At 64.8% G+C, this 14195-nt stretch carries 11 protein-coding genes; all 11 read left to right on the plus strand.

The genetic code is table 11. The features are described 5' to 3' along the window. Positions 1–12: 12 nt before the first annotated feature. Positions 13–1617 (plus strand): M23 family metallopeptidase, encoded by a 1605-nt coding sequence (locus AFL01nite_RS01345; RefSeq protein ID WP_186813765.1) that lies wholly within the window; start codon positions 13–15, stop codon positions 1615–1617. A gap of 17 nt (positions 1618–1634) precedes the next feature. After that, a complete protein-coding gene (locus AFL01nite_RS01350) occupies positions 1635–1928 on the plus strand; it encodes a DUF6112 family protein (RefSeq protein ID WP_146825297.1) in 294 nt (97 codons plus the stop codon). 146 nt (positions 1929–2074) lie between these two features. Then, a complete protein-coding gene (locus AFL01nite_RS01355) occupies positions 2075–4075 on the plus strand; it encodes an ATP-binding protein (protein ID WP_146825298.1) in 2001 nt (666 codons plus the stop codon). 117 nt (positions 4076–4192) lie between these two features. Then, the gene (locus tag AFL01nite_RS01360; protein WP_146825299.1) at positions 4193–4495 is read left to right on the plus strand and encodes a DUF6112 family protein; all 303 of its coding nucleotides are present in this window, start codon (positions 4193–4195) and stop codon (positions 4493–4495) included. Positions 4496–4507: 12 nt separating this feature from the next. After that, positions 4508–5773, plus strand: coding sequence for a conjugal transfer protein TrbL (locus tag AFL01nite_RS01365; RefSeq protein WP_146825300.1), 1266 nt, complete (start codon positions 4508–4510; stop codon positions 5771–5773). Positions 5774–5817: 44 nt separating this feature from the next. Beyond that, complete coding sequence (locus AFL01nite_RS01370) at positions 5818–7239, plus strand: SCO6880 family protein (RefSeq protein ID WP_425546788.1); 1422 nt, start codon at positions 5818–5820, stop codon at positions 7237–7239. Positions 7240–7282: 43 nt separating this feature from the next. After that, positions 7283–7678 (plus strand): hypothetical protein, encoded by a 396-nt coding sequence (locus tag AFL01nite_RS01375; protein WP_146825302.1) that lies wholly within the window; start codon positions 7283–7285, stop codon positions 7676–7678. Between the two features lie 308 nt (positions 7679–7986). Beyond that, entirely contained in the window at positions 7987–9150 is a 1164-nt protein-coding gene (locus tag AFL01nite_RS01380) for a putative type IV secretion/conjugal transfer ATPase (RefSeq protein ID WP_307724444.1), read from the plus strand. A 1438-nt stretch (positions 9151–10588) separates the two neighbouring features. Beyond that, positions 10589–11509, plus strand: a complete 921-nt coding sequence (locus tag AFL01nite_RS01390; RefSeq protein ID WP_146825305.1) for a hypothetical protein — start codon at positions 10589–10591, stop codon at positions 11507–11509. Positions 11510–11695: 186 nt separating this feature from the next. Next, positions 11696–12799 carry a hypothetical protein gene (locus AFL01nite_RS01395; protein ID WP_146825306.1) on the plus strand — a complete coding sequence of 368 codons (1104 nt, stop codon included), beginning with the start codon at positions 11696–11698 and terminating at the stop codon, positions 12797–12799. Next, positions 12792–13196, plus strand: a complete 405-nt coding sequence (locus tag AFL01nite_RS01400) for a hypothetical protein (RefSeq protein WP_146825307.1) — start codon at positions 12792–12794, stop codon at positions 13194–13196. The genes AFL01nite_RS01395 and AFL01nite_RS01400 overlap by 8 nt, the downstream gene beginning before the upstream one ends. The last annotated feature ends 999 nt before the right edge of the window (positions 13197–14195 follow it).

A 14195-nucleotide genomic window follows, 5' to 3' on the forward strand; every position in this document is an offset into this window, starting at 1 on the left:
CGGGAGCGGATCATGCGAGCCCTGATCGTCGGCCTGATCGGTGCGGTGCTGCTTGGTCCCGCGGTGCTCTTCCTCGGCATCGGCGTGCTGCTCAACCCCGCGGCCCGAGCGACCTGCCTGACCGGCACCGCCGGCCTCAGGGTCGGGACCATGCCTGACCACGTGGACGCCATGACCGGTGACGGGACCGCGGTCCGTCTGGAGCGAAACCAGCTCCAGCACGCGGCAACGATCATCAGCACCGGGGCGAACCTCGATGACGTTGGCCGAGAAGGGATCGTCATCGCGCTGATGGCCGCTCTCACCGAATCGCGTTTGCGCATGCTCGCGAATACCCGCGCCCACCCAAGTTCTGGCGCCTTCGCCAACGACGGGGACGGGGGAGACCACGACAGCCTGGGCTTGTTCCAGATGCGACCCAGTACCGGCTGGGGAACCGTCGCCGACCTGATGGACCCGCGCTTCCAAGCGCGAGCCTTCTTCGGTGGACCCACCGGGCCCCATGGCGGGTCGCCCCGCGGCCTCCTGGACATTTCCGGATGGCGGACGATGTCCAAGGGCGCCGCGGCCCAGGCCGTTGAGGTGTCCCGGTATCCCGACCGGTACGCCGCGTGGGAACCCGTCGCCGAGAAGATCCTCGACACCCTGACCGGGTCGACGGGCGCCGCTGCCGCGGTTCCCGAAACCGGCCAAGTCGTGTTCCCACTCCCGAACGGGAGTTGGGTGCGCTCCAGCGGCTTCGGGATGCGCCGCCACCCGGTCACCGGCGTCTACAAACTCCACACCGGAGCCGACTACGCCGCCCCCGCCGGCACACCGATCGTGGCGGCCGCCGACGGACGAGTCGCCTCCGCAGGCCCGGCAACCGGCTACGGGAACCTGATCCTGATCGAGCACACCGTCAACGGCTCCACCGTCGCGACCGGCTACGCCCACATGAACGCCGACGGGATCCACGTCCAACCCGGTGACCGAGTCACCGCCGGCCAACACATCGCCGACGTGGGCATGTCCGGGTACACCACGGGACCTCACCTGCACTTCGAGATCCGGCCCGGCGGATCCGATCGGTCACCGGTCGACCCCGAGCCGTGGCTCACCGGCCGCGGGGCCACCTCCCTCGACCAGACGAGTACAGGGACTGCTCCGGGCTGCCACCCGGACACCGCCGACGGATACGTCGGGACAGACCCGGACGAAGCCGTCGAGGATCCGACCGGTGACGGGCGGATCACCGCTCGCATGGCTCACGTGCTGAGCCAGCTCGAGACCACGTTCCCTGAATCGAGCTGGGCGTGCTGGCGTGCCGGCTCACCGTCGACGAACGACCATGCGGCCGGCCGAGCCTGCGACGGCACCTTCGGCAACAAGATCGGTACACGTGCCGCGGGCGCCTCCCTGGCTGTCGGGTGGCGTGTCACGAACTGGCTCAAGGCCAACGCCACCCAACTCGGGGTCGAGTACCTGATCTGGCAGGGCAAGATCTGGTCCGTCGCGCGCGCCTCTGAGGGTTGGAGGTCGTACAACGGTGGCGGCACGTTCGACCCTCGGTCAGTGACCGGAGGCCACTTCGACCATCTCCACGTCGCCGTCGCAGCCCCATCACCCGCAAGCTGAAGACACACCTGCGTGGCATGAGCAGTCGTCTCGTTTCCACTCTCTCGAGCGTCGGACCGGACTTCGGTGCGGTCGGTGGCGCAGCGCAACTGGGCCAGATCATCGGCGCCTTGCTCACCTACGGTCTGCTTACTGCGGTCGTGATGATCGTCGTCTGCGCCACGGCGTGGGCACTCGCATCAGCTGGCGGGAGCTGGCACACCGCATCGAAAGCCAAGACCGGGCTCTTGGTGGCGTTGGGCGGTGCGACTCTGCTCGGCTCAGCACTCGCGTGGGCGAACTGGCTCCTCGACATCGGCGCGCGTCTGTAGGTCCGAAGCCCCATCATCGGGGCACGTCCGCAAGGTGCACGACGTTCAGCCGTCGGTGTCAGTCCGTACGACATCTTTCCAGTCAGGCGTCCTTGTGGTCGGGCCGTTCCGCTCCAACAGGTTCAGGCGGGGACTAGATTGCCCGGATGACCGGAATTGAGATCGTCGGCTTCAGACACCCAGGACACGGATTCTTGGAGTATGAGGGCGGGACGCTGGTGATTTACGGCCAGAACGGGGCCGGGAAGTCGCTGCTGCTTGAATCCATCGAGTCCGCTCTGACCGGTCGGTTGGTCGGCCGTACGGAACCGAACGGTGACTACCATTTCAACGCCATCACTACTGCGTTGCTTGTTCGAGGCGACCTGAGCCGGATCTACGTAGACGACACAGTCGGCGATATGCGACCGGCCGATTTGCAGTCATCGGTAGCGCTCGTTACCGAAGAGGAGGTTGACGCGCTCGACCTGCCCGAGAAGGTCCTTGCCGCTTGGCGGGGACTCCTCAGGGCGGTAACCGACAAGACTCACGCCTTGCTGGCACCCGTTGGCTCAGTCGGACCTCGGTGGACGATGTACCCGGCGTCCGCCCCGGACGATCCTGCCGCCGATGCGTGGGCGGACGTGCTTCAGCAGCACATGCTCTCCTTCGTCGAGGGTGAGAGAGACGCCGACGACGCCTACGAAGCCTGGTCGGAGGCTACGGATGAGCAGTTCATCCTTGAATCCTTGATCTCGAATCTTGAAGGGTTCGCTTGTGACGGGGGAATCTACAGGTACAACAAGGCAGCTCTGCCGGTCTCCGATAGTCCGTTCCCTACCGTGGTCACAGACGAAAGCGCCGAGCCCGACGCGATGCTCACGCGCTGCATTCGGGCAATTGCGCCAGACCGGGAGTTCACCGAAGACTTCCGATCGGCAACCGACGAGTATCTTCAGCGCCTGACCACTCTCGCAACGCTTTGGGCTGGCCGTGCGAACGAGCTTCTCGCAAAGTTGTTGCTCGATCCGCCAGTACTGCGAGTTGCCATGGGGGACGTCACTGACTGGATCGCGGCCGAACCCCCGCACTGGTGCGCCAGCCCAGGAGGCCGGATAGCGAACCTCAGCGATGCCGAAAAGCGTTGGGCACGTCTCGCGATCGCTCTATCGGCACCGAACGAAGTCGCACTTCAGTCGGGTGCGATGACCGACACCGAGACGTTCCCCATCGACGAAAGCTCAGAACTTCCGGCTCCATTTGTGCTTCTTGACGAGCCGGAACGGGGGCTCCATCGTGCGGCGGAATCACACATGGCCGAAGGACTCATTGAACTCGCGCGTTCGACTCGGATCAGACCCATCCTTGCTACGCATAGCCCTTCGCTCCTCGACGCTGGGCACGGCCAGGTCTTCCACATCGAAAAGAACCCGCGCGGCGGTATTGGCTCCCTCACAGAACTTGACCGCGCTGCCATTCACGAGCTCGCTGGGGTCGGTCTTCAACCTTCCTCCCTGCTTCATCGTGACCGCGGCTACCTTCTCGTCGAAGGCGAGCACGACAAGCAGATTTTGGAGGGTTGGTTTGCCGACGAACTCCGTGAACTTCGCGTCGCTGTCCTAGCCATGCGGGGCACCGACAATCTCTGGTCGATCTTCGACTCGGAGTTTCTCGTGGAGCGGAGCGACGCACTGCTCATGCCGGTGCTCGACGACGTCGCCCTCGACCCGCTCTACGACCTGTGGGCGCAAGCGGAGGCGGCTGTGATGGAAGGCCGTCGCTCTGTCGCCACCGGGATCATCAGGCGAGGCATGTCGAAGATCCCAGGCAAGGGGAAGGACGTCTACGAGCCTCTACTGATTGGATCGATCACGCGCGGCGTGAGTCAACGGTTCTTCCCCTTGGGCATGTCGCGAAAGGACGTTCTGGAGTACCTCCCGGTCAGCGAACTCGTAGACGGCGCCTCGTCTTGGCCGGACCTGCGACAAGAATGGAGTCGAAGCCCGGCTTCAATGAAGGACCGGTCCGGTAAGGCATACAAGGACTGGTTGCGAAAGGTCAAACGAGCCGACCTGTCGCCGGAGAACCTCCGCTTCGTCGCGGAAATTACTGCTCCTCACCCTGAACTCAAGGGGCTCATGGCGAAAGTTGCGCACCGACTTCGTTGAGATCGGGTTCGGGGGAGTAGCCAGCCGTGTGGCAGTTCGGTTTGCACGCTCGATTCGTACGCCGCGGGTCTCCGTCGCACACCTGTGAGTCAGTAGGACAGACCTGCAGGGGGCAACGTGAAACCGACCAACGTGCACGCGATCGCGCGTGACGTGAACATCGAACCGAATTCCAGTGGACTGCCGGGTATCGGTCAGCTCAGCACGATCGTCGGCGCCTCGATGACCGTCGGGCTGATCTTGGCTGTTCTCGCCGTGATCATCTCGGCGATCGTGTGGGCATTGGGATCGAACTCGTCGAATCCTCATCTGGCGGGACGCGGCAAGGTGGGCGTGCTCGTCGGGCTCGGTGCCGCCATTGTCACTGGCGCGTCCGTCGCGCTGGTGAACTTCTTCTGGAACGTCGGCCAGGCCGTCTGAGCGGGCAAGACGATGGTCGATGTGTGCGAGGTGCCGGTCATCTCCGCCGTGTGCGATCAGGCAGGTGATGCCGCGGGGACGCTGGTGACCGCGCCGTTCGACTGGTTGGCCGAGTCGATGGCCAACGCCGCCGGCTGGATGTTCGAGGCCGTCTGGCAGGTCTTCGATTCGACCACCATGGTCGACGTGACCAGTGGCCAGTTCACGAAGGTCTACAGCATTCTGTTCGGGGTCGCGGTGTTCGTGATGCTCGGCTTCTTCATGCTGCAGGTCATCGGCGGCATGATCCGCCGCGAGCCGGCCGCGCTGAGTCGCGCTGTGTTCGGGCTGGCCAAATCGGTCTTGGGCTCGTTCGTCGCGCTGGCCCTGATTGGGACCGCCCTCGAGGTCACGGACCGGCTCTGTGTCGGCATCGTTCACGCCACCGGCACCACGATGGGCCAGATGGGCGACCGAGTGTCGATGCTGGCGAAAGGGATCGGGGCGCTGCAGATCGCCGCCCCGGGTGCCAGCGCGGTGATCACGATTCTCGTGGCCGGGCTCGCGCTGGGGGCCGCGGTCATCGTGTGGGTCAGTCTGCTGATCCGCAAGGCGCTGCTGTTGATCGCGATCGTCTTCGCACCGATCGCCCTGGCAGGAGCGAGCTGGGACCACACTCGCGGTTGGGTCGGTCGGTGGGCCACCTTTGTCATCGCGCTGATCTTGTCGAAGGTCGTCTTGGTGGTCTTCTTCCTGCTCGCGACTGCACAGGTATCGGCCCCGATCGACGCCGACTTGAAGTCGGTCAGCGAGCCGATCTCCGGGGTGGTGCTGATGCTGATGGCCGGGTTCGCTCCCTATTTGACCTACAAGGCGGTCAGCTTCATCGGCTTCGACATGCACCACGCGATGTCGGCCGAACAGGAGGCCAAGTCCGCCCTCAACCGACCGGTCCCGATCCCACTCGGTCGCGGATCGGGCAAGAGCCCTCAAGCGGTTCTCGCCGGGCCCACCTCATCGGGAAGCCCGGGTGGCGGTCCGGTTCCACCGTCCGCCAAGCCGGCTGGCGCGAACGGTAGTGCGGTTGGCGGGGCCAGCAAGGCGAGCGGCGCTGTGGGTGCGGCTGGCGGGCCGGCTGTTGCCGGGCTGGTCGTGAAGGAAGCCGCGACATCCGGACCGAAAGTTGGCAAGGCCGTCGCCGGCGCGGCTGAAGGACAATCGTCGGCGGCCGAACCACGCCCGGCGCCGGCGGGCCCGCCGCGACCTGCAGATCCGCTCATCGCCGGAAGCGGGAGCTGACGAGCATGACCACGCCTGCCACTAGCGGGAGCGCGCTCGCACCGGTGAAGTTTTCCCGTCTGAGCCAGCGCGGGGTGCTGCTCGGGCTCACGACCTCGCAACTGGTGGTCGTCGGCGTCGCTGCTGCGGTCCTGGTGGTTGGCCTCTACAGCGGGGGAGCGAGTTCTCTCCTTGTCGCGGCGCCCCTGATTGCGGTGTGCGCGGTCTTGGCGTTCGGCAGCGTCGGGGGACGGAAGTTGATCGAGTGGGTGCCCATCGTCGTCGTCTGGGGTTGGCGCGCCGGCGGCGGGCAGCTGCTGTTCCGTCGTCGGATCACCCGGCCACGGCCGGCCGGGACCTTGGCACTGCCCGGGGACGCGGCGCGCCTGCGTCAATGGGTCGACCTGGACACCGGAGCCGTGATGGTCCACGACCCCCACGCCGCCACCTTGACCGCTGTCGTCGGGGTCGCGCATCCGGCGTTCATCCTGCTCGACCCGACCGAACAGCACCGCCGCGTGACCTCGTGGGGGCGAGTGTTGGCCACCGCTTGCCGATCGGGTCGCATCGCCTCGGTCCAGGTCTGTGAACGCACCCTGCCCGACTCCGGCCGAGGGCTCGCCGACTGGTGGACCCGCCACGGCCGCCACGATGACTCGTGGACGTCGACGGTCTATGCCGAGTTGATCGATCGCGCCGGTCCGGCGGGGGAGCGGCACGCCAGCACCGTGTCGATCTCGATCGACCTCAAGTCCGCAGGCCGCGCGATCCGTGCCGCCGGCGGCGGCAACCGCGGCGCGGCGGCCGTGCTGCGTCAGGAGATGTCGACGCTGACCGCGGCGCTTCGGTCTGCGGACCTGGCGCCCGGGGACTGGCTCGAGCCGGGAGACCTCGCGGTCATCTTGCGCTCGGCGTACGACCCGGTCGTGGCTGGCGCCCTCGAGCGCCACGGCTCCCTCGGTCGTGATCTGGCGACTGCCGGCCCGGTCGCGGTCAGTGAGGAGTGGGCCAGCCTGCGCAGCGACTCGGCCCATCACTGCGTGCTGTGGATCAGCGAGTGGCCCCGCTCCCTGGTCTACCCGGGGTTCTTGGCCCCGGTCCTGCTGTCCTCGGGAGTTCGCCGCACCTTCACACTGCTCTACACGCCGTTGCGCACGGACCAGGCGGCACGCGACATTCGCCGCAAGAAGACCGAGTACATCTCCGACGCCGCCCAGCGGCAACGGATCGGACAGATCGAGGACGCCCAACAGTCCGCCGAGTACCAGGACGTGCTGCAGCAGGAGGCCGACCTCACCGCCGGCCACGGCATTCTTCGCCTCACTGGACTCATCGCCGTCAGCTCACCCGACCCCGAGACGCTGGAGCAGGCCGTCGCCGAGATCGAGCAAGCCGCCATCCAGGCCTCCTGCGAAACCCGACGGCTGTGGGGCCAACAAGCGCAGGCTTTCGCCGCGGCCGCGCTACCGCTGTGTCGGCCCGTCTGACCGGCGGCACCTGTTCGATCACACCACGTCCTTGGAGGTTCAGATGCCCACCTTTCATGATCCGGTCGCCGACGCCGAAGAGGCCTACGAGGCGCTGCGTGCGCTCGCGCATCAGACCGCCGTGATGGAGGACCCCCGTCAGATCTACCAACTGCTGGGCAGCCTTTCGGCCGCCGTGGCGGCGCTGGGACAGACACTGCACCAGATCGCTCGGACCCACGACGTGCCCGACCATGACCGGCTGCACGGCCGTTCGCAGGTTGGTGTCCGGCACGAGGTGTCCTGGGAGCTGCACCGCGCCGGCGAGATCATGTCCCACGTCGCAGGATGCATCGACCGCGCCCACGAAGCCGAAAGCCAGATCATCTACAAGCCGCCAACCCCGGCGGTCCCTTCATCGCCCACGGAGGAAGCGTCGCGGCCGGGGTTCGGCCTGTGAACGGCCGGCGGCGGGCCCGCCTGCACAGCGCCGTCCTGGTCACTCCACGACGCGAACGCCGCCGAGCGCGCCGCGAACGAAAGGCCTCGGCGAAGAACCTTCTTACTCAAGACCGCACGAACCAGCGAACGACAGCGAAGGCGAAGGCCGACCAACTACGAGACGAGCGTCGGGCAACCGAGACGCTCCCCCGAGCAGGGGAGAAGAGACCCGAGGCACTCCGAACACCGGGTCGTCTGCGACTGCCCCGCCATCAGGACACCTCGGCCACCCTCGCGGGCGCATACCCGTTCCTCGCCGAAGGCGGCATGGGATCCGACGGCGTGTTCGTCGGCCAAGACCTCTACTCGGGCAGTTCCTTCGTCTACGACCCGTGGGTGCTCTACGCCCAAGGCGTCATCACCGCCCCCAACGTCGTCATCGCCGGCATCGTCGGAGCCGGCAAGTCATCGCTCGCCAAGAGCCTCTACTCCCGATCCATCCCGTTCGGCCGCCGCGTCTACGTCCCCGGCGACCCCAAAGGCGAACACACCGCCGTCGCCGAAGCCGTCGGCGGCAAAGCCATCGCCCTCGGCCACGGCATGATCAACCGACTGAACCCCCTCGACGCAGGCCACCGACCCAACGGACTCGACGACGCTCAATGGACCGCCCAAGTCACCGCCCGCCGCCGCGACCTGCTCGGCGCCCTGGCCGAGACCGTCCTCGACCGTCGCCTCACACCACTCGAACACACCGCCATCGACATCGCCCTCCAGGACGCCGTCCACTCATCTGACGTACCTGTCCTGCCCATGGTCGTTGACCGGTTGCTGGACCCCCGCGACCGCGACAACCGGCTGGCAGAAGATGGACGCATCGCAGGGCACGCCCTTCGCCGCCTCGTCGCTGGCGACCTCGCTGGCATGTTCGACGGGACCTCGACCGTACGGTTCGATCCAACCTTGCCGATGGTGTCGCTGGACCTGTCGCGTGTCACGGAGAACGCCACGTTGATCTCGGTGCTCATGACCTGCGCTTCGGCATGGATGGAGTCCGCGCTGCTCGACCCACATGGCGGGCAACGCTGGGTGGTCTACGACGAAGCTTGGCGACTGATGGCCCACCCCGCCCTGCTGCGCCGAATGGACGCGCACTGGCGCCTCGCTCGCCATTACGGCATCGCGAACATGCTGATATTCCACAAGCTCTCCGACCTCGACAACGTCGGCGACCACGGATCCGCGATGCGCGCCCTCGCGTCCTCCCTCCTGTCGAACGCCGAGACCCGCATCACCTACCGCCAGGAATCCGACCAGCTCGGATCTACCGCCGCGGCGCTCGGACTCACAGGTACGGAGCAGACGCTGCTGCCGACGCTTGGCACGGGCCAAGGTCTATGGCGGATAAAGCACCGCTCGTTCGTCGTGCAACATCAGCTGCATCCAGCCGAACTGCGACTCTTCGAGACCGGGGACCGTGCACGAGGCTGAACTCCGAACGCGCCGCGAGAACTGGAGGGTCACCCGGCCGTCGAGAGAACTCGAGAGGGGGTGCTGCTTATCGCCCAGACTGATGCACATCGGAACGTTGCTGGGGCTGCTGCCCGGATGCGGAGGTGTAAACCCAAGAAGCGATAGGTGCGCGGCCTGCTCGACATTTCAGGGACAAGCGAGCGTGAACACCTGTAACTTTCTATGAGGCAGCGCGACAAGGACGTCAAAAACGCGATGCGAACCATGATGTAGCTACCTCAAGGTCGCTAGCCTCATGCCGGGCGACGGTGTGGGGTCGCTCGCTGCGGACCAGTAGGAGGAGCCGACCGTGGATTGATCGTAAGCGCTCAACGTGGACGGCGTCCTGAAGAACGTCCCGCCAGGACCTCGTCGGGGACTTGTGCCGCGATCCTTCGTGTTGGCTGAGATCTGGGACGTAGCTTCGTCTGCGTCAGCTGTGCGATTCAACCGCGCGGGCCGTAGGGGGCGTGCACCGCGTCGCGAACCTCGATGTCTCAGGGGGAGGATTCGCGTCAGGGCCTGCGGTCCTTAGGAGCTTGTAGACCGGCTTCTTGACCAATCCGACGTAGACCGAGTTTCCAAGGGAATGCAGCCTTGGGTATTAGGTGGCGTCTGAGGCGACGGCAACCCGCCACCGGCTCGATGGCACGGGACGATTATGAATGGTCGAATCAAAGGAATGCGCTCTAGCGCGCTCTGATAGTTCTGCGATTGTGGACCCACACGGATCCGCCAGTCGGCCGAGAAGGAGCTGGATGTCGAACGAGAACCCACTCGATGAACTCATCTCCGAAGCGTGCAAAGTCGGATGGGCATCCACGACGGCCAACCTCTCGAATCTGCGCTTCCTCGCGTTCAAGATCGGCCTGACCCCTGTCGCTACGAGAGCCGGTCAATCAGCAGTGGACTCTCTCACCCCCCTCCACGCCCATGAGGCGCCTCGTCGTTCCTTAAGCGCGAAGTACGGAATGGGGCCTCAGCCTCTCCACACCGACGGCGCCCACCTCCCTCACCCTCCAGACATCGTGATTCTCTCGGCTTCATCGCCGAGTGCGGTCCCGACGATGCTTCGGCGATTCAGCGGCGCGGGTAACACTGCCTCCTCTCTTGACGACCTAGAGCATGGGCTCTTCTTGGTCGATGATGGGTCCACTCGATTCCTTTCCCCCGTTCTCAGCCGCGGCCGATACCGATACGACCCCGGCTGCATGACCCCGGCAGACACTCTCGCTCGCCGTGCAGCTGCACAATTCGACCAAGCGTTGACCTCCGCCACCCCGTTCGAATGGTCGGAACCGAATCAGGTGCTGGTGCTCGATAATCGGAGGGTGCTTCACGCCCGCGGCGACGCGACTTCGCATCCCGAGCGCGAGCTGAAACGCATGGCATTTCACTGCAAGCCGGATCAAATGCCATGAGCGCACCGTACGACTTCGAGGGCTTATGGCTGAAGGCCAAACTGTTCGTGAATCACGCCATGGACGATCCAGCCGGGCGTTCATTCGAGGAGCGAGCACTCTGGGCTTCCTTGGCCTTGGAACTCTTGGCCAAGGCTGCGCTAGCGCGACAGTCGCCCCTCCTTATCGCCGTTCCCTCGGAGGATGGCACGAACGTCCTGATCGCCCTTGGACTCATCGGCGGCGACGCGCGCTTCGAGTCCGTACCAGCGAAAACTCTCTACTCCCGCTGCGAGAAGGCCTTCAAGCCGTTCGACAAGGGTGAGGCCGGAAAGATCACCCAAGCCCGCAACGCCTACCTTCATGGGCCCACTGCAGAGTTCGCGAAAATACCGGAGAAGGCTTGGTGGCCTCGCTATTGGTCTCAGGCGGTCATTCTCGTATCCGCCTGCGACCGCGAGGTGGTCGACCTTGTCGGGTACTCACGCGCTCCCGTTGTGTCTGGCCACCTCGAGCAGAACAGGAAGAACATCGAGCATCGAACCGAGATGCTCGTCGAACGTGCGCGCCAGCGCCGCGCTCAGTACGAAGCAGGCACGTTGCCTGCCAAGGTCGCACGTGAGTGGCAACCCGGACAGTCCATGAGCGCGGGGCTTAGCCACTCGCACGTTGTGGAATGCCCCGCCTGCGAGAACGAGGGTTTCCTCGAGGGGGACGAGGTAGTCAATGTCGACACGCAGTACTACCAAATCAGCGAGGAAGATTACGACGTTGTGGTTACGCTCACAGTGCAGGGCGACTACTTCGGTTGCCCGCACTGCGGCCTCGTTCTGGACAGCTACGAACTTCTCAGCCAAGTAGGGCTTGCGGAAGACTTCGACGTCGAGGGGGGGTCTGACGACATCCCGGCCTACGAGGGGGACTACGGCAATGACTGACCGCACGGCGTACTGAGGGCGCGCCAGGACGTCCACTTCGTGCGCCGCCCAGTAGTTTTCGGCCGAAGACGCCGTCGGTCATACTCCCGCTGGCGCAGTCGGTCGCCAGGCCAAGACCGTGGGTGAGCAGCGCGCCGTTGGATCAAATGGGGATATCGGTTCGGCGTCTGCGCTATCGTCCCCGTTATGCCGGAGCAGGTTCGATCGATCAAGTTCGACGGAGGTCGATACAAGTCGTCTACAGGCCTGCCCCTCACCTCGATAGATGAATTGCGTCGACTGCAGACCCTCCTCTCTAGCGTCGCACGCGAGCTGTTCCTGAAGGATCACCCCGACCGCAAGCGAGTCTCGAAGAAGTTTCGCGAGTCAATGGTGCTGAAACTCGTGAAGGTCGAGGAGGGCAGCGTGGTGCCGGTCCTCGAGCGACCGCTGGAAGACAGCTTGACGCTCGACGTGGAGACGAATGACTACTTCACAGAATCGTTCGAGGCAATTGCTAGCGCTATGGAATCCCTCGGGACGGGCGGTGCGCTCTCCGACGAATTCCCCGAGGAGTCGATCCCCGAACTGCTCCAACTAGGCAAGAGTTTTCGGGACGACGAAGTCCTGGAGTTCGAGCGTGGCGGAAGCTGGGTGCGCTATGGAAAGGACTCGCGCAGGCGGTTGCAGCGTCTTGCCGAAGTCGGCGCGATCGAAGTGGAAGATTCGTTACTCGGGCAGATTCGAGGTCTCGCTGCGGAGCCAAAGCCAAGCTTTACGTTCGAGGTCGCCGGAGACCATCGCATTCTTGCAGGCGAGTTTGACGCCGCCGTCTTTTGGGATGATTTGCTCCGCCACCTCGGCAAGGACGACCGAGCTCCCCTCGTCTCAATCTCTGCTGTCGTTGCGCAGGACTCGGACGGTACGCCCTTAAGTATCAAGGAACTCCAGGGCATCGAATTGGCACTGCCTGATAGCTGGGCGTCGCGGCTCCAAGAACTCGCTCGGTTGGACGCGGGCTGGTTCGACGGCCTCGGTGAACCGATCCTGGAGCCAACGCTGCTTAGAGGCGAGGAAGTTCTCATTGCGGCGCTGGAGTCCGGGTTGCAGCGCCCAGGCATCTTTCCGACGCCCGCTGGCGGACTGCGTTTCGAGTGGGAGTTTCCAGACGGCGGAGCGTTGATTGAGGCGAGCGCCAGCGAATCGGTCTCGGGCGATGTGCTCTTCGATGACGGCCGCGAGGCGTCAGCCGAATTCGATGATCCGTCCGAGGCGATCGACTGGGTCCAGGGGTGGTTCTCGAATGACTGAACTCGTAGAGGGCGAAGTAGAGCTCACGGATGCGGCTGAGGACATCTACCGTCAGGTCCACCCGAACTTCTTGGACCCCGAAAGCGGCATCACCTCCCAGGTCTTCGAGTTGAACTCTCAGGACGAGGGCAAATTTTCGGTGTCGCGCTCTACGTTGGTAACCGGCGCAGAGGCGACCGCCGACTACCTTGAGGCCGGCAACGCCTCCTGCGGTGCGGTGATTCTCACTGTCGCGGATGCGAACGACGAAGGGGGGCCCGTGATCGACGACTCGAATGCCCGCCAGGTACCGAAGGGCCACGCATACATTGATTTCCGAGAGTCGGGTCTTTCAAAAGGGAAATCTCGTCGACTGAAGAAGGCGGCGACGGCGAGGGGATGGGCCTTCCGGGTGTAGGACCTGAAGCTACGGACCCAAGGGCGGGACGGTATCCGAGTCTGGCCAGACACCGGACCTAACGGGATCGTCTAGTAGCCGCTTGTGCGTTCCGTCCGTCGCAGAAGTACACGGATCGGCAGCATTCAGCGCGCTGGTGCGACGACCTCGATCACGACGGCATCGCCGACCTTGCGCGGCCCTTCGAACATGCCGAGCCTCAGCCCTTCGGAGACCCTAGGCCACAAATCCGGGACGAGCGGATGAAGGCGGACGATCGCGACCTCCCCGGGCGCTAGGGCCTCCTGCCTCTCAATCAGTAGCGGGCCGTCGTGCATGTCCCCGTGCAGTTCAGGCGGAAAGCCCCAGCATGACCTGTAGCCAGAGATAATCGGCGTACGGCGTCCTCCCTGTTCGGTCGTCAGAAGGCGCAGCCTCGCACGGACGTAACCGTGCTCGAGTCCCCGTTCCTGCCAGCGAGTTGAGTCCCGGTTGTCCACACCGAACACTTGCACAGACCGCGATCATTCACGGTGATCCGCGCGTGCCGGCGCGTCCTTCCACCGCTTGTGCCTACATTCATCAGTGCTGTTGTCCTTCAAATGCGATAGTTCTACCGTGCCTGCTTTGCGCGCTCACCTCGAGCGTCTCGACAGACGCCGCGCGACCGTCTGGGCTGATGCGTTGGAGCACGAGTTTCCCGGAATTGGGGAACAACCCGATCGCGTGCAGGGCCTTGTGGCGTTAGAGCCTTACCGGAACCCGCGCCCGCGACCAGCAGTGGCGGTCGTTGTGGACGGGAGTGCCTACGTGATGGTCGATGGACGCCCGAACGTGTTTCCCGTGCTCAGCCACAACCTCTACGCGCTCAATGGTCGCAACGTCCGTGTACTCAGTATCCCTTCTCACGACGGCAGGCGCTATTACCCCACGCACGTTGACGGGTGGACCGAGCCTGACACCCTAGTTTCTGTGCTGCAGGGTTGCGCTCCGCCCGCAAATGACAATTGGTGGCCGGCT

Source organism: Aeromicrobium flavum, assembly GCF_007992115.1.
Taxonomy (GTDB): Bacteria; Actinomycetota; Actinomycetes; order Propionibacteriales; family Nocardioidaceae; genus Aeromicrobium; species Aeromicrobium flavum.